The sequence below is a fragment of the Saccharopolyspora sp. NPDC002376 genome (assembly GCF_053593195.1).
In genome coordinates this window covers 134,211-149,520 of the sequence record NZ_JBSFBZ010000006.1, presented here as the reverse complement: position 1 = coordinate 149,520, position 15,310 = coordinate 134,211, and the positions used below count along the sequence as shown (strand labels likewise).

Genomic DNA, 15,310 nt, shown 5'->3' with positions numbered 1-15,310 from the left:
TCCGTCTCATCGAGGTCGCCGCATACTCTCCAGGAGTGGCGACTACATCGCGGCTGCTGGTGGCCCGGACCCGCCGGCTCGAACCAGGTGACCCCCGACACGACCGCCCGCTGCTGGAGCTGCTGCCCGACGGGTCGGCGCTGAGCTGGGTCCGCGACAGTGCCGGGCTGGTCGGCTGGGGCTGCGCAGCGCGCCTGGAGGTGGACGGCCCGAGCCGCTTCACCCAGGCCGACGACTGGTGGCAGCAGCTGTGCGAGCGGACTGAGGTGTTCGACTCGGTGGGCCTGCCCGGGTGCGGCCCGGTGGCGTTCGCCAGCCTGGCCTTCGACGACGAGCCGGGGCACTCCGTTCTGGTGGTCCCCGAGGTCGTGGTCGGGGAACGCGACGGGGTTCGCTGGATCACCACGATCGGCAGCGGACCGACCGAGTCCACCCCGCCCGAACCAGTTCACCCGCCCGGCACCGTCTCCTACAGCGACGGGCAGCTCTCCGCCACCGGCTACCGGCAGGCGGTGGCCGAAGCCGTGCGCCGGATGCAGGAGCCCGACGGCCTGGGCAAGGTCGTCCTCGCGCACGACCTGCTGGCCACCACCTCGGAGCCGCTGGACATGCGGTTCCTGCTGTACAACCTGGCCGCCCGCTACCCGTCCTGCTGGACCTTCGCCGTCGACGGGCTAGTCGGTGCCACCCCGGAACTGCTGTTGGAGCGGACGGGGTACGAGGTCCGCTCCCGCGTGCTGGCCGGCACGATCTGGCCGCACGAGGACCACAGCACCGAAGAGCTCGCCGCGGAACTGCTGTCCTCGGAGAAGAACCGCAACGAGCACGCCTACGCCGCGGAGTCCCTGGCCGTGCAGCTTCGCCCGTTCTGCAGCGACCTCACCGTGCCTGACGAGCCCGAGGTGCTCCAGCTGCGCAACGTGATGCATCTGGCCACCAACGTCGAGGGCAAGCTCAGCGACGCCGACGGCCGAGCCGCGTCGCTCCTGCGCATGACCGCTGCCGTACACCCGACGGCGGCCGTCGGGGGCACGCCCACGCCGGACGCAGTGCGGCTGATCAGCGAGCTGGAGGGGATGGACCGGGGCCGCTACGCGGGGCCGGTCGGCTGGCTGGACGGCAGCGGCAACGGTGAACTCGGCATCGCCCTGCGCTGTGCCCAGGTGGAGAACGCCGCTGAGCCCGGCGAGGAAACCGGACGCAGCGGCGGCAAGGTGAGACTGTTCGCCGGGTGCGGAATCGTCCCCGACTCCGACCCGGACCTGGAAGTCGCGGAAGCAGAAGCGAAGCTGCTCCCAGTCCGAGAAGCCTTGGAAGGCCTCCACTAGCAAGAAGGTCGTGAGCGGCGATGGTCGCTCTTACGACCATTCCCGCTTACGACCTCCAGGCGATCAGTGCTCGTGCAGCAGGGCGTGGGTGCGGTCGATCTCCGCCACCGCCTTGGGCGGAGCGGCCGCCACCTTGACCGCGCTGGCCGGAACGCCCGTGGCCTCGCCGACCGGCGGCTTGCCCTTGGCGAACAGCCAGGTGTTGAAGAAGTCGCCCAGCTGCTTGCCGGACTTCTGCTCCGCGAGCTGGATGAACTCCTCGACGGTGCCAGTGCTGTAGCGCTTCTCCGACACCCAGGTGCGGGCGATGTCGGTCAGCACCTCGTCGCCCACCACGTTGCGCAGCGCCTGCAGCGTCATCGCACCCCGGTCGTAGACGGCGTCGTCGAACACCGCCTCCTTGCCCGGGTCACCCGGCATGACCTGCCAGAACGGGTCGTCGTCCGGGTGCTGCGAGTAGTAGTGGTCGAACAGCTCCTGCGCGGTGCCAGTGCCCTGGGACTCCGACCAGAGCCACTCCGCGAACGACGCGAAGCCCTCGTTGATCCAGATGTTGCGCCAGGTGTCCACCGAGACCGAGTCGCCGAACCACTGGTGCGCGTTCTCGTGCACCACCACCGAGGTGTTCGCCCCGTCGCGGAAGAACAGGTGGCTGTAGGTGGGCCGGGTCTGGTTCTCCAACGCGAAGTTCATGCCCTCCGAGGAAACCAGGCCGCCCTGCGCCTCGAACGGGTAGTCGCCGAGCACGCCGCTCAGGAAGTTCAGAACCTCCGGGGTGCGTTCCACGCTCGCCTTCGCCGGGCCTGCGAGCTCGCCGAGGTTGTCCGAGTAGGCGGTGATGGACGGCTGCCCGAACGCGCCGGTCTTCTCGTTGATCTCGTAGTTCCCCACGCCGAAGAACGCGAGGTAGGTGGCAGTCGGCTTGGTGGTGCGCCACTTCCAGGTCGTCCACCCGGCCAGGCTGCTGTTGCCGGTGTTCACGCCGTTGGCGACCACCTCGGTGCCGTCCGGCACGGTGACCGCGATGTCGTAGGTCGCCTTGTCCCTCGGGTGGTCATTGCCGGGGAACCACCAGGCGGAGATCTCCGGCTCGCCGACCGCGAGCGCACCGTCGGAGGTGCGGATCCACGGGTTGAGCCCGTCGACCTCGACGGTGGACGGGACGCCCTCGTAGGAGACGACGAAGGTCGCCAGGCTGCCCTCCGGCAGCGTCTCCGACGGGGTCACCGTCAGCTCGGTGCCGTCCTGCGAGAACTGCGCCGGCTTTCCGTTGACAAGCACGGACTTCGGGGTCAGCGCGAAGTCCAGGTTGAACGCGGTCAGGTTCTGCGTCGGCTTCGCCACGATCGTCGCGGTGCCCTGCAGGTGATCGTCCGCGGGTTGGTAGCGCAGCTGGAGGTCGTAGTGCGAGACGTCGTAGCCGCCGTTGCCGTAACCCGGGAAGTAGTCGTCACCCGCGCCCGGCGCTCCCGGTCCGTCACCGCCCGCCAGCGCCGGTGATGCGAAGATCGCCGTCGCACAGCAGGCCGCAGCCGCCGCTCGCAGGCCGTGTCGTCGAAACACCTGCCACCTCCTCGAATTCGTGGTCCGGATCGGAGCCTAGAGAAGGTCGTGACCAGCGGGTGGCTTTTTCGTCGGCACGTTTTTCCCAGAATGTCGGAGAATCCGCGAATCACCCCGAAGGGCTAGCGCAGAACCCCACCAACGGCGGAAACAGGTCGATTCGAGGGCAGCACCGCGCACCGCACCGATGTCTCACGGCGTGAGAAGCGGTCAGCGGTCAGAGCGGCTAGTCAGCAGCGATCAGCCCAGCAGCGCGGAGCGGACCGCGGCCTGCAGCCGCTCGTGCACCGACCGCCGCGCGGATCGGTCCGCCTGGACCTCGATCACGCGCAGTCCCGGCCGCCACCGCAAAGCGTCGGCGAACTCGGACTGCTGCTGCACCAGTTCGTGCTCGATGCCGTGCGCAGCGCAGAGCCTGCCGAGGTCGGTGCCGTGCGGCGTACCGAAGATCCGCTCGAACGACTCGCCGTGCTCCGGACTGCCTTGCTCGAGCAGCGAGAAGATCCCGCCGCCGTCATCGTTGAGCACGACGATCGTCAGGTCCGGTCGTGACTCGTGCGGCCCGAGCAGCAAACCGTTGCTGTCGTGCAGGAAGGTCAGGTCGCCCAGCAACGCGTAGGCCGGTCGCCCGTGGGCGATGGCCGCGCCGATCGCGGTCGACACGGTGCCGTCGATCCCGGCCACACCCCGGTTCCGGTGCACGACCACGTCGGGCCGCTGCCGCGCGGCCAACGCGACATCGCGCGTCGGGTTCGACGATCCCAGCACCAGCAACGCGTGCTCCGGTAAGGCGTCCACCACCGAGCGCGCCACCACCGGACCGTTCGGCCAGTGCTCCAGGTCCAGCGCGGCGTGCAGCGCAGCGGAGGCCTTCTGGTCCGCCTGCTGCCACTCGGTCAGCCAGTCTGGATCGGCCAGCGCGATCGAGGGGCCGAAGGTTTCCGCAACCTCCCGCAAGTTGTGCGCCGGTGCGGGCCAGTCGACCCCGCCGTGCGCGAGCAGCACCTCCACGTCGGTATCCGCCAACAACCGCTGCACCTGCCGGAACACCGTCGGACGTCCAACGCACAGCACCTGCTCCGGTCGGTGTTCCCGGACGAAATCCGGCAGACCGAGCAGCCACATCCCGGTGCTGATCACCGAAGATCCGGGCACGCCGACCGCGCCGACCTCCGACAGCACAGGCCAGCCATAGCGGTCGCCCCACTCCCCGACACCGTCGACGGCCGAGTCCGCCGCTAGCACCAGTCCGTGCCGGGCGTGGACGCGGGACAGCGCGCTGGGCGCCCACCCGAAGTCGGAATTTTCCGTCCACCGAACACCGTCCGGGCGACCGTCGAGCGACTCGCACCAGTGGTCGTCACCGGAAGGCACCAGCGGCTCCCGGAACGGGAGGTTCAGGTGCACCGGGCCGCCCCGGACGTCGCCCTTCGCGGCGTGCCACGCCCGGCACGCCTGGCTCCGCCAGTAGGCGTTCTGCCCCGGCCGGTTCTCGGCGACCGCCAGCTCGTCGAACAGGCGGATCTCGGAACCGAACAGGCGCTGCTGGTCGATCGTCTGGTTCGCACCGGCCGCCCGCAGCTCCGGCGGGCGGTCCGCGGTCAGCACGATCAGCGGCACCCCGGAGTGGAACGCCTCGCTGACCGCCGGGTGCAAGTTCGTCGCTGCGGTGCCCGACGTGCAAGCAACCGCGACCGGGGACTGCGCGCGCGCCGCCAACCCCAGGGCCAGGAATCCCGCACTGCGCTCGTCGATGCGCACGTGCAGCTGCAAGCGCCCAGCGTGGTCGGCCTTGTACAGTGCGTAAGACAGAGGTGCGTTGCGGGATCCCGGGGAGAGCACCACCTGCCGCACTCCGTTGCGGACGAGCTCGTCGACGATGACCTCAGCCTGAGCAGTGGACGGATTCAACCCATCACCCCTGAACCTCGTTGGCGGACTCCGGCGGAGGAGGCCATGGTCCCCCTCGCCGCCGTCCATGCAGGTGCCGGGCTGCCGCGGGGAGGGCCCCGCGCCGAGCACTTGCTGCGCCTATTGTCCCAGGTGTGCAGAATCCCCGTGTCTCTGAGCTGTTCGATCCGGCTTCGTGGGAGCCCGTCGCGGGCTTCGACTTCACCGACATCACCTATCACCGCTGCGTCGAAGACGGCCCCGGGAAGGGCACCGTGCGCATCGCGTTCGACCGGCCCGACGTCCGCAACGCGTTCCGCCCGCACACCGTCGACGAGCTGTACCGCGCCCTGGACCACGCGCGGATGACCAGCGACGTCGGCTGCGTGCTGATCACCGGGAACGGCCCGTCCGCAAAGGACGGCGGCTGGGCGTTCTGCTCCGGCGGGGACCAGCGGATCCGCGGCCGCTCCGGGTACCAGTACGCCGACGGCGAGACCGCCGACACCGTCGACCCGGCCCGCGCCGGGCGGCTGCACATCCTCGAGGTGCAGCGGCTGATCCGGTTCATGCCCAAGGTCGTCATCGCCGTGGTGCCGGGCTGGGCCGCCGGCGGCGGGCACAGCCTGCACGTGGTGTGCGATCTCACGCTGGCCAGCGCCGAGCACGCCAAGTTCAAGCAGACCGACGCCGACGTCGGCAGCTTCGACGGCGGCTTCGGCTCGGCCTACCTCGCCCGCCAGGTCGGCCAGAAGTTCGCCCGCGAGATCTTCTTCCTGGGCCGCCCCTACGGCGCTGAGCAGGCGCACCAGATGGGCATGGTCAACGCCGTCGTCCCGCACGAGGAACTCGAGACCACCGCGCTGCAGTGGGCCCGCGAGATCAACGGCAAGTCCCCGACCGCGCAGCGCATGCTCAAGTACGCGTTCAACGCCATCGACGACGGACTGGTCGGCCAGCAGCTGTTCGCCGGCGAGACCACCCGCCTCGCCTACATGACCGACGAGGCCGTCGAAGGGCGCGACTCGTTCCTGGAGAAGCGGGACCCCGACTGGTCCTCCTTCCCCTGGTACTACTGAGCCGAGCTCCTGAACTCCGCCCACGTCGCCGCGCGACTGCGCAGCTTCGGCGGCGGGGTCCTCGGGATCACCTCCGGGCGGGCCCGTTCCAGCGCGGGCCCAGAACCGGCCGTCCTGCTCACCCGCCGACCAGCCTTCGAACAGGTCAGCAGGGCACACGAGCACGATCAGAACCATCATCTTCGGACTCCTTCCAAGCGCGTACTCAATAGATCGACCAGCGCTTTCGAACAATTGATCGCTAGAACAGGTGATCGATGCCAGGAATCACGCGGGCGCAACTCAGGAGCCGGTCGACAATGGAACCCATGTCGAACGCCCGCCACCTGCAGCCCCTTCCCGTGCCATCTGGAGCGGGCGCGCTGGACGTCCTCCCTGCGCTGGAGCGGGCGCTCAACGGCGAAGGCCCAGCCCTGCTCCCGGTTCGCGGCGACGACGGCGAGGAATCCCGCCGACTCACCGAGGCGCTGGCCGGCCCGCTGACGTCCGCGGAAGACGCCGACGAAGACCCAACAGCCCTGGTCATCGCCACGTCAGGCTCCACCGGCACCCCGAAAGGCGTGCTGCTGACAGCCTCCGCCCTGCGCGCCTCCGCCGAGGCCACCCACCGCCGCCTAGGCGGTCCCGGCCACTGGCTGCTGGCGATGCCCGCGCACCACATCGCCGGGGTCCAGGTCCTGGTCAGAGCCCTGCTCGCCGGCACCCGCCCGGACGCCGTGGACACCGCTGACGGCTTCCGCCCGGACAACTTCGCCACGGCCGCGCAATCCGTCCTCGCCGCAGACGGTCCGCACTACACCGCACTGGTGCCCACCCAGCTGTCTCGACTGCTCAGCGCAGGTGGCGATGGCCTCGCCTCTCTCCGGAAGTTCGACGGCGTGCTGCTCGGGGGCGCCGCGACCCCACCCGCCCTCCTGCGCCGAGCGCTCGACGACGGCGTCCGCGTGACCACGACTTACGGGATGAGTGAAACCGCAGGTGGATGCGTGTACGACGGGCAACCGCTGGACATCGCGGAAGTCCGCATCGACGGCGAGACGGGACCGGTGCTGCTGAGCGGACCGATGCTGGCCAGGGGATATCGCCACCAGCCGGAGGCAGGCGCGTTCGCCGACGGCTGGTTCCGGACCGGAGACCTCGGCCGCTGGCACGACGGTCGGCTGACGCTGCTCGGACGCGCCGACGACATGATCGTCACGGGTGGCGTCAACGTCGCCCCGCTGCCGGTGGAGCGGATCCTCGCCGAACAGCCCGGTGTCCGCGAGGCATGCGTGCTCGGCATCGCCGATCCCGAGTGGGGACAGGCGGTCGTGGCTGCGATCGTCCCGTCTGACCAGGCACAACCACCGTCCGAACCGGACTTGCGCGCCGCCGTCCGAGCGAGCCTGAACTCCGCCGCCGCGCCGAAGCGCTTCGCATTCCTCCCAGAACTACCGCTGCGCGGCCCGGGCAAACCCGACCGCCGGGCCCTGGCAGCGTTCTTCCAGGCCTGAGGCACTCATCGGGGAGGCTGCCACTGCCGGGTGACACCGGTAGGCGAAGATGGCTGGCATGGCGACTGTTGCGCAGTGGATCGAGGGAGCTCGGATCCGCACCTTCCCGAACGCGATCGCGCCGGTGCTCGCCGGGACCGGCGCTGCCGCAGGGGTCGACGGGTTCAACTCGCTGATCGCGGTACTCGCCCTAATGGTCTCGATGTTCCTGATCATCGGGGTGAACTTCGCCAACGACTACTCCGACGGCATCCGGGGCACCGATGACGACCGGGTCGGCCCGTTCCGCCTGGTCGGCTCTGGCGCCGCCCAGCCAGGCGCAGTTCGCACCGCGGCTTGGATCTGCTTCGGGCTCGCCGCGATCGCCGGTCTGGGCGTGGTCTACCTCAGCGGGCAGTGGTGGATGCTCGCCATCGGCGCACTCTGCATCGCCGGCGCCTGGTACTACACCGGCGGCAAGCGGCCCTACGGCTACGCGGGATTCGGCGAGCTGGCCGTGTTCGTCTTCTTCGGACTGATCGCGGTGCTGGGCACCATGTACGTGCAAGCCGGGACGATCAGCGGCTTCGGCATCGGCGCCGCGGTCGGCGTCGGTGCGCTGTCCAGCGCGGTGCTGGTGGCCAACAACCTGCGCGACATCCCGTCCGACCGCGTCACCGGCAAGCGCACCCTGGCCGTGCTGCTCGGCGACCGGGACACCCGGACCCTCTACGTCGCGCTGGCGCTGGTCCCGTTCCTGATCACCGTGCTGATCGGTCTGCGGAACTCGTGGGTGCTGCTCGGTTTCGCCGCGCTGCTGCCCCTCGCCGTCCCGCTGCGAGCGGTGATCACCGGCGCCCAGGGCCGCAAGCTGATCCCGGCGCTGCGCGACACCGGCCTCGCGATGCTGATCTGGGCGATCGTCACTGGTGCCGCCCTGGCCTTCGGCTGACCTCTACAACGAACGAACGGCCCGTCCACCTCGCTGGTGGACGGGCCGTTCACTTCGTTCGATCAGGCCTGCGCCTTGCGGGTGCCGAGGCCGAAGACGCTCACCGCCAGGAACGGTCCGGCGGCGATGATCGCGGCACCGAACTGCACCACGCGGTTCTTGGTGGCCAGCTCGTAGTTCGAGACCTCGGATCCGACCCGGATCTTCACCGGAGTCGTGCACGACATCTGGGCCTCGCCGGAGAACCACGGGGTGACCGCGTTCACGGTCCGGCGCTGCTCCGCGCGGTAGGTGTTGATGTCGCGCGTCTCACCGTCGTCCGGGACGACCTTGCAGACCGCGTCCTTGCCACTCTGCGTGCTGGTGACCAGCATCTCCTCGCCCTTCCAGCGGTAGTACGGCCCGGTGGAGCCGTCCGCCGTGCTGGCCTTCGCCAACGAGGTGCCGCTGAACATCGCCATGCCCAGGAACACCGCAGCGACCAGACCGACCAGGACACCCCAGCCGATGGTGATGCCGATCAGAGTCTTGCGGTTCATAGTCGAATCACTCAGTCCCTCACCGCAGGAACGAATCCGGCGGTTCGTCGTCGTAGGTGTCCTCCGGGGCGCGGTTCGGGTCGTTGTTGATGATCGTCGCCGTGTCGTACCCGGCGTCGAGCAGCTCCTTGGCCTGCTGCATGTTCTCCACGCTCTTCGAGAACGCGGACTGCACCGACTCGTCGCGCAAGGCCTCACCGCTGGCGATGTCCTGCCAGCTGAACTCGCCCGCATCGATCCGCCCCTGCAGAGCCGCGATCTCCGGCGGAGCCTGGCCGGAGCGGATGCGCTGCTCGATGTCCTCGATCTGCTCGTCGTTCAGCTTGATCTCGGGCAGCGCTGCCTCGTACGCGGTGGCGCGCTCCAGCGCCTGCTCCGCCTGGAGCAGACGCTCCTCGAGCATCGCCTCCGCATCGCGGATCTCCGGCGTCTTCCAGTCGTCACTCACGTCGCGTCATCCTCCTCGACCGTCACAGGCTGCCGGACGCCAGCGTCTGATGCCCCGAATTTCCGTCAGAACCTGTTCCCCCGGTGCCAGTTCCGCCGGTCCCACCACCGGAGCCGTTCCCACCGGAGCCGGTCCCACCAGAACCGTTCCCGTCGCCGGAGCCACCGCCGCCCGAGCCGTCACCGGAGCCACCGGTCACCGCGGTCGTGACCCCGGTCGCCGCGTCCTTGACGCCGGTCGCGGAGTCCTTGACCCCGGTGGCCTTCTCCTTGACGTCGGTGAAGTCGTCCTTCGCCTGCAGGCCGATGTTGACCACGTCGCCGAGGCTGTTCGCGTCCTTGATCTTGGCCAGGTTCGTGCCCGCGTTCTTGACCGACTCGACCAGCGACACAACCGAGTCGTACATGTTCTTCAGCGCCTCGAAGAGCTCGAGGATCGACATGACGATCTCGACGCACTTCTCGACGTTGCGCACCACGTTGGCCCAGCCCGCGACCGGAATCCACCCGGTGGCCGCGGTCTCGATCAGCCGGTCGACAAGCTTCTTGATCAGCTCCAAGGCCTTGTCGGTCATCTTCCGCGACATTTCCGCGGCCTTGGTGAAGCCCTTGCCGATCAGCTTCGCCAACATGGCGTCGCCCTCGAGCGCGACGGTCCAGGTGGCGACCAGCAGCGTCTCGAACGCCACCGCGCCCGCGCCGTCCCAGCTCTCGCGCAGGTCGCTGATGCCCTGGTTCAGGTTCTGCCGAATCGCCCGCAGCGCATCGCCGACCTGCCCCCAGGCCTCGGCGTTGGTCTCGATCTTCGAGAAATCACCGGTGATCGGCGAGATGAGCGTTTCGATCAGGTTCTCGCCGGTGACCTTCTCGTAGACCCAGTTGACCGCCTGGACCTGCCAGCCGGCGTCCTCGATCGCCTGCTGCTGTGATTCCTTGTTGCTCTCGCTGGGATCCGCCTTCAGGACCGCTATCGGATCTTCAGCGTCCGCGAACGAAGCCATCTCATCCCCCTCAGATCTTGATGTCGTCGAGCTCGACGTGGATCTTCTGGAACATCGACACGACCTTTTGCTCGATCTCCTCGTATTCCGCGGAGGCATCGGCCAGGTCGTCCTTGACCTTCAGCAAAGCGCTGTTGGCCCATTCCAGGGTTTCGCCGTACAGCGCGGTCACCATCTCGACGACAGGGATGAGCACCATCATCAGCCCGGTGAACCCGCTGGTGTCAGAGGCCGTGTTCTCCGCCCACTCGTCGATCTTCTTGAAATATCCGGCGTTCCGCTCCAGAAGGCCTTCGAAGCCCTTCATCTCCTCTGGAATCGCCTTAAGGTTGTCGGCCATCCGAACCCCCGACTCGCGCACAATCCGTCAGGGCAATACGACAACACGTCCCACACGCAAGTTCCCGGAATTCAGAACTTGTTCCCCAGTCGTGACAAGCCGTGCCGCAATTGCCGGTTTCAGCCGAAAACGGCACCGGTGATCAAGGGGAAATGGACTAGCGGACCAGCGCGGGCAGAACGTATTCGGTGACCGACTGTGCCGTGCGGCAGTCGTCCGAATCCGCTTCCGCCTCGGACACCGAGACCTGCAGGGTTCCGCCGGCGACGCCCGCGTAGATGGTGCAGTCGCTCGCGCGCAGGACCCGGGTACCGCGGACTTCGCCGAGCTCCACCTCGTCCCGGCCGAGGTCGCCGAAGCCCTCCCGCTGCGCTCCGATCAGCACCGAGCGAGTGCCGGAATTGGAGTCGAAGCGGCAGCCGCGCAGCTGCTGACCGAGCTCTTGCGGCCGTCCGCTGTCGACAGCGAAGGCCAACGACCCGAGTTCCGCCGGGTCGACCAGTCCGCAGATCTGGTCGGCGGACAGCTGCCCGAGGTGTTCGCGCTGCTCCGGAGGGATGTTCCGGGTGATCGAGGGCGCCGCGGACTCAGTTGCCGACTCCTCCGCCGAGGTCGTCGGCGCCGACGACTCCTCGGGCTGCGGCGACTGCTCGGAAGCGCATCCGGCCACCGTGGCGAGCAACGCCGCCCCAGCAACCCAACCCCAACGCCTCACCGGCACCAACCTTCCTGCTCAGCGCTCATTCCGCCCGGAACTCGCCGGTCGCGTGGAAGCGCTCCAGAACCGCGCGCGGCGCGTCCAGGTCCATGCTGCGGGCGGCGACCCACTCGTCGTCGTAGTAGGTGTTCGCGTACCGCTCGCCGCCGTCGCAGAGCAGCGTCACGATGCTGCCGCGCCGCCCCTCCGCGAGCATCTCCGAGGCGAGGGCGAACACGCCCCACAGGTTGGTCCCGGTGGATCCGCCGACCCGCCGCCCCAGCACCTGCTCGACGTAGCGAATGGTGGCAATCGAGGCGGCGTCCGGAACCCTGATCATCCGGTCGATCGCCTGCCCGACGAAGGACGGCTCCACGCGCGGGCGGCCGATGCCCTCGATCAGCGAACCGCGATCGCTGGTGCGCTCGGGATCGCCGTCCCGCCAGGCATCGAAGAACACCGAGCACTCCGGGTCGACCACGGCGAGCTCGGTGCGGTGGCACCGGTACCGCAGGTAGCGGCCGATCGTGGCGCTCGTGCCGCCGGTGCCCGCGCCGACCACGACCCAGCTCGGCTCGGCATGCGGTTCCAGCGCCAGCTGCTCGAAGATCGATTCGGCGATGTTGTTGTTGCCGCGCCAGTCGGTGGCCCGCTCGGCGTGGGTGAACTGGTCCATGAAGTGACCGCCGAGCTCCGCGGCCAGCCGGCGCGACTCGGTGTAGATCGCGCCCGGCTCGTCCACGAAGTGGCAGCGACCGCCGTGCCACTCGATCAGCGACACCTTCTCGCGGCTGGTGGAGCGGGGCATCACCGCGATGAACGGCAGCCCCAGCAGCCGGGCGAAGTAGGCCTCGGACACCGCGGTGGAACCGGAAGAGGCCTCGATCACTGGCGTGTTCTCGGTCACCCAACCGTTGCAAATCGCGTAGAGGAACAGGGATCGGGCCAAGCGGTGCTTGAGCGAACCAGTCGGATGTGTTGACTCGTCCTTGAGGTAGAGATCGATTCCCCACTCCGCGGGCAGCGGATAACGCAGGAGATGCGTGTCCGCGCTGCGGTTCGCGTCGGCCTCGATGATCCGGACCGCTTCGCTGGTCCAGGCCCTGGTCCGCACGCAGGAACGGTCGATGCTGCTGGCCATCCCCGGACTCACTCGGCGTCCGCGGCCCGGTCGCCGCGCAGTTGCGCCAGGAGTTCTTCACGATGGGCTTTACGAACCTCGGCGCGCTCGGCCATCCCGGTCGCGACCCGGCGGCGCAGCTTGCCGAAGACCAGCAGCGACAGCGGCATCATCACCACGACGGACACCGCGAACGCGACCAGCGCGGGCACCTGGGCCAGCATCAGCAGCGCGGCAACCAGGATCACCATGGCAAACCTGGCGACGGTGTACAGCGCGATGTCGCGGGCGAGAGTCGACTTCGCCCCCTGGGCCGTGGTTTCGGACTCCTGCTGTTCCTGCACGTCACCAGGGTAGAGCAAACGACCGCCGAACCGGCCGGGCGGCCGCTGGCGACGGGCTCGCGAGCCGCCCGAAGCGCCGTTTTCGTCCCTTACCTTCCCTTTACCTAAACCCAAATGTTCGAGTACCTGGCCCTCGAGGTGCCAGGATGCGACCGGATTGCCCGAATAACCATCTCGCAACTCGTGGAGGTCACCTGTGACCGCGACTACCCAGCAGCCGCGCCAGAACGGCCAGGAGCAGCTCCTCACCCCCGGAGAGGTCGCGACCCTCTTTCGCGTGGACCCCAAGACCGTGACCCGGTGGGCCACCGCCGGCCGCATCGGCTCGATCCGGACGCCCGGCGGCCACCGCCGCTTCCGCGAGTCCGAGGTCCGCGCACTGCTCGCCGAACTCACCAACGACGTCAACCGCGCCGTCTGAGCGTTCGTCCGCCGAACTCGTCCTGCGTGCGGCCCGAGGTAGCACTTCGGGTTCCCCGGTACGCGCAAGACCAGTTCCCAGACGTGCGCTGAGGTCATCGGCCGCTCGCCAGCGCCCCTCATTGGCGAGTGCTCCAAACGCAGATCTGAACATCGCCCGCGGTCCGGCGACGACCGCCGGTCCAGGTGGTGCCTCGTCCTCACGCGAGGCATCACCTGGATCCGCCCCGGCGCGGCTACCTCCGACGCGGACAACCGAGGCCGGAATTGGCTAATCTCGGAAGCGGCAGAGTTGGAGGTGGCCCGATGATCTACGTCCTGGCAGCGATCGGTGCACTCACGATCGCGGTGCTGATGTGGAAGGCGTTCGGCCCCGTCTCGGCCGGGTCGGAGCGGCCCGGTCCAAGGCAGGCGCCGATCGCGCCCGACGACGACCCCGAGTTCCTGCGCCGCTTGGACGAGCAGCAGCGCAAATCACGGCCCTCGGAAGACGACTGAGGGCCGTTCTTCGAACTCGGATTGCGGGTAGCGGAACCTCAGACCCCGTCTGAGGTTCGCCATCCCCGACTCGGATAAGCCCCTGATCAGCTCTGCCGGTTGCGCCCCGGCGCGTGCGGGAAGTCATCCGCCACGATCGCGGCCAGTTCCAGCAGCGCCAACTGCGTCGGCGCGCCCAGCTGGCCCAGCTCCACCTCCGCGCCCTCTTCCAGGTGCGGGTCGAACGGGATCTTCGACACCGCGCGGCAGCGCGAGCTGAAGTGCGCGGTCAGCTTGTCCACGTCGACCTTGCCGGAACCCGGGCGCACCGAGTTGATCACCGCCACGGACCTGGCCACCAGGTCGCCGTAGCCGTGCGCGTCCAACCAGTCCAATGTGGCCGATGCGCTGCGCGCGCCGTCGATCGAGCTGGACGAGACGATCACCAGCGAGTCGGCGAGGTCCAGCACGCCCTTCATCGCGGAGTGCATCAGGCCGGTGCCGCAGTCGGTGAGCACGACGTTGTAGAAGTGCTCCAGCAGCGTGACGGTGCGCCGGTAGTCGTCCTCGCTGAACGCCTCCGAGACGGCCGGATCCTGTTCGCTGGCCAGCACTTCCAGCCGGGACGGGCCCTGCGAGGTGTAGGCGCGGACGTCGCTGTACTTGCGGATCCGGTGCGCGTCGCGCAGCAAGTGCCGCACCGTCGCGGTGGTCTCCAGCGGGATCTTCTGCGCCAGGGTGCCGCGGTCCGGGTTCGCGTCGACCGCGATCACCCGGTCACCCCGCAGCGAGGAGAACGTGGAGCCGAGGGTGGCGGTCGTGGTCGTCTTGCCCACGCCGCCCTTCAGGCTCAGCATCGCGATCTTGTAGCAGCCCTGCAGTGGCTGGTTGACCCGCGCGATCAGCTCGCGGCGGCGCCGATCGGCCGGCCCCTCGCCGAAGTTGACCGTCCTGCCGCTGGCCAGGTAGACCGCCTTGCGCCACCCGGATTGGGGAGACCGTTTGGTCTGCCGGAGCAGCTGAGCGGACGAGAGGTCCTGGCCGAATGGCCGATCCCCCTGGCCCGCGTTCGGGGCAGCCTGGGGGTATGACGAAAACGACTGCTGCGGGCCCGGTTGCGGCCCGCCCTGGGAATTCTGCGGCGGGTACTGCTGGCCGACCGGGTACGGCCCGGACTGTCCTCCTGCGGCCGGCGCGTACGGGCCGGAGGGGCCGCCGGAAACCGGTGGGAACGGACCGGACTGTCCACCGGAGACCGAGTACGGACCCGACTGCGCCCCGGGCACCTGCACCTGCTGGTGCGGGCCGGATGCTGTCGGCTCGACGAACTGGGACTGGTGCGGGCCGGACTGACCCGGGTCGCCGTACGCCGGTGCCGCACTGGCGGGCGCGCCACTCGGGTAGTACGGCTGCGGTGCTTCGCCGACGGGGTTGCCGGACTGGTCGACCTGGGACGGATCGACGTACGACGGAGCGGGGTGCGCTGGCCGGGTTTCCGGCTCGACGTACTGGCCAACGGGTGCGGCCGGTGCCGCCCCCGAGCTACCGGACTCGACGTCCTCGCCGTCGGGCTGCGCCGCGGTGGTCCCCGCGTTCCGCTGCGCTTCGGGCTCTTCGTACTGTCCGGTCACCGTTGCCGTC

At 69.0% G+C, this 15,310-nt stretch carries 16 protein-coding genes; 6 read left to right on the top strand and 10 right to left on the bottom strand.

Annotated elements, in window-relative coordinates; translation table 11 throughout:
• The first annotated feature begins 35 nt into the window (after positions 1 to 35).
• The gene (locus ACWCO2_RS07200; RefSeq protein ID WP_450126817.1) at positions 36 to 1,328 is read left to right on the top strand and encodes an isochorismate synthase; all 1,293 of its coding nucleotides are present in this window, start codon (positions 36 to 38) and stop codon (positions 1,326 to 1,328) included.
• Positions 1,329 to 1,391: 63 nt separating this feature from the next.
• Here the strand turns inward: ACWCO2_RS07200 and ACWCO2_RS07195 are convergent, their stop codons facing one another.
• Positions 1,392 to 2,891, bottom strand: coding sequence for a M1 family metallopeptidase (locus ACWCO2_RS07195; RefSeq protein WP_450126816.1), 1,500 nt, complete (start codon positions 2,889 to 2,891; stop codon positions 1,392 to 1,394).
• Between the two features lie 240 nt (positions 2,892 to 3,131).
• The gene (gene menD / locus ACWCO2_RS07190; RefSeq protein WP_450126815.1) at positions 3,132 to 4,802 is read right to left on the bottom strand and encodes a 2-succinyl-5-enolpyruvyl-6-hydroxy-3-cyclohexene-1-carboxylic-acid synthase; all 1,671 of its coding nucleotides are present in this window, start codon (positions 4,800 to 4,802) and stop codon (positions 3,132 to 3,134) included.
• Positions 4,803 to 4,936: 134 nt separating this feature from the next.
• Here menD and ACWCO2_RS07185 point away from each other — a divergent pair, with 134 nt between their 5' ends.
• The 3 genes from ACWCO2_RS07185 to ACWCO2_RS07175 all read left to right on the top strand — a co-directional run bounded on the left by ACWCO2_RS07185 (position 4,937) and on the right by ACWCO2_RS07175 (position 8,284).
• Complete coding sequence (locus tag ACWCO2_RS07185; RefSeq protein ID WP_450126814.1) at positions 4,937 to 5,860, top strand: 1,4-dihydroxy-2-naphthoyl-CoA synthase; 924 nt, start codon at positions 4,937 to 4,939, stop codon at positions 5,858 to 5,860.
• A gap of 308 nt (positions 5,861 to 6,168) precedes the next feature.
• Positions 6,169 to 7,353: an o-succinylbenzoate--CoA ligase gene (gene menE / locus ACWCO2_RS07180; RefSeq protein WP_450126813.1), complete on the top strand. Its 1,185-nt coding sequence runs from the start codon at positions 6,169 to 6,171 to the stop codon at positions 7,351 to 7,353.
• A gap of 58 nt (positions 7,354 to 7,411) precedes the next feature.
• Positions 7,412 to 8,284, top strand: a complete 873-nt coding sequence (locus tag ACWCO2_RS07175) for a 1,4-dihydroxy-2-naphthoate polyprenyltransferase (RefSeq protein ID WP_450126812.1) — start codon at positions 7,412 to 7,414, stop codon at positions 8,282 to 8,284.
• 62 nt (positions 8,285 to 8,346) lie between these two features.
• Here the strand turns inward: ACWCO2_RS07175 and ACWCO2_RS07170 are convergent, their stop codons facing one another.
• The 7 genes from ACWCO2_RS07170 to ACWCO2_RS07140 form a co-directional block, all read right to left on the bottom strand.
• Positions 8,347 to 8,823, bottom strand: a complete 477-nt coding sequence (locus ACWCO2_RS07170; protein WP_450126811.1) for a hypothetical protein — start codon at positions 8,821 to 8,823, stop codon at positions 8,347 to 8,349.
• 19 nt (positions 8,824 to 8,842) lie between these two features.
• Positions 8,843 to 9,271 (bottom strand): hypothetical protein, encoded by a 429-nt coding sequence (locus ACWCO2_RS07165; protein ID WP_450126810.1) that lies wholly within the window; start codon positions 9,269 to 9,271, stop codon positions 8,843 to 8,845.
• A gap of 22 nt (positions 9,272 to 9,293) precedes the next feature.
• Positions 9,294 to 10,271, bottom strand: a complete 978-nt coding sequence (locus ACWCO2_RS07160; RefSeq protein ID WP_450126809.1) for a WXG100 family type VII secretion target — start codon at positions 10,269 to 10,271, stop codon at positions 9,294 to 9,296.
• Between the two features lie 10 nt (positions 10,272 to 10,281).
• Positions 10,282 to 10,611, bottom strand: a complete 330-nt coding sequence (locus ACWCO2_RS07155) for a hypothetical protein (protein ID WP_450126808.1) — start codon at positions 10,609 to 10,611, stop codon at positions 10,282 to 10,284.
• A gap of 157 nt (positions 10,612 to 10,768) precedes the next feature.
• A complete protein-coding gene (locus tag ACWCO2_RS07150) occupies positions 10,769 to 11,326 on the bottom strand; it encodes a DUF3558 family protein (protein ID WP_450126807.1) in 558 nt (185 codons plus the stop codon).
• A 25-nt stretch (positions 11,327 to 11,351) separates the two neighbouring features.
• Complete coding sequence (locus ACWCO2_RS07145; RefSeq protein WP_450126806.1) at positions 11,352 to 12,449, bottom strand: PLP-dependent cysteine synthase family protein; 1,098 nt, start codon at positions 12,447 to 12,449, stop codon at positions 11,352 to 11,354.
• A gap of 8 nt (positions 12,450 to 12,457) precedes the next feature.
• Entirely contained in the window at positions 12,458 to 12,772 is a 315-nt protein-coding gene (locus ACWCO2_RS07140; RefSeq protein ID WP_450126805.1) for a DUF4229 domain-containing protein, read from the bottom strand.
• Positions 12,773 to 12,968: 196 nt separating this feature from the next.
• On the opposite strand from ACWCO2_RS07140, the gene ACWCO2_RS07135 reads away from it, so the two are divergent.
• Together ACWCO2_RS07135 and ACWCO2_RS07130 are read left to right on the top strand one after the other, a co-directional pair.
• The gene (locus ACWCO2_RS07135) at positions 12,969 to 13,193 is read left to right on the top strand and encodes a BldC family transcriptional regulator (protein WP_450126804.1); all 225 of its coding nucleotides are present in this window, start codon (positions 12,969 to 12,971) and stop codon (positions 13,191 to 13,193) included.
• Positions 13,194 to 13,498: 305 nt separating this feature from the next.
• Entirely contained in the window at positions 13,499 to 13,690 is a 192-nt protein-coding gene (locus tag ACWCO2_RS07130; RefSeq protein WP_450126803.1) for a hypothetical protein, read from the top strand.
• 86 nt (positions 13,691 to 13,776) lie between these two features.
• Here the strand turns inward: ACWCO2_RS07130 and ACWCO2_RS07125 are convergent, their stop codons facing one another.
• Entirely contained in the window at positions 13,777 to 15,300 is a 1,524-nt protein-coding gene (locus ACWCO2_RS07125; RefSeq protein WP_450126802.1) for an AAA family ATPase, read from the bottom strand.
• Between the last annotated feature and the right edge of the window lie 10 nt (positions 15,301 to 15,310).

What these genes read in the sequence shown, in the direction of transcription:
- ACWCO2_RS07145 (WP_450126806.1), bottom strand. Translation starts at nt 12,449, where the DNA reads ATGGCCAGCAGCATCGACCGTTCCTGCGTGCGGACCAGGGCCTGGACC.
- ACWCO2_RS07130 (WP_450126803.1), top strand. Translation starts at nt 13,499, where the DNA reads ATGATCTACGTCCTGGCAGCGATCGGTGCACTCACGATCGCGGTGCTG.
- menE (WP_450126813.1), top strand. Translation starts at nt 6,169, where the DNA reads ATGTCGAACGCCCGCCACCTGCAGCCCCTTCCCGTGCCATCTGGAGCG.
- ACWCO2_RS07175 (WP_450126812.1), top strand. Translation starts at nt 7,412, where the DNA reads ATGGCGACTGTTGCGCAGTGGATCGAGGGAGCTCGGATCCGCACCTTC.
- ACWCO2_RS07155 (WP_450126808.1), bottom strand. Translation starts at nt 10,611, where the DNA reads ATGGCCGACAACCTTAAGGCGATTCCAGAGGAGATGAAGGGCTTCGAA.
- ACWCO2_RS07170 (WP_450126811.1), bottom strand. Translation starts at nt 8,823, where the DNA reads ATGAACCGCAAGACTCTGATCGGCATCACCATCGGCTGGGGTGTCCTG.
- ACWCO2_RS07160 (WP_450126809.1), bottom strand. Translation starts at nt 10,271, where the DNA reads ATGGCTTCGTTCGCGGACGCTGAAGATCCGATAGCGGTCCTGAAGGCG.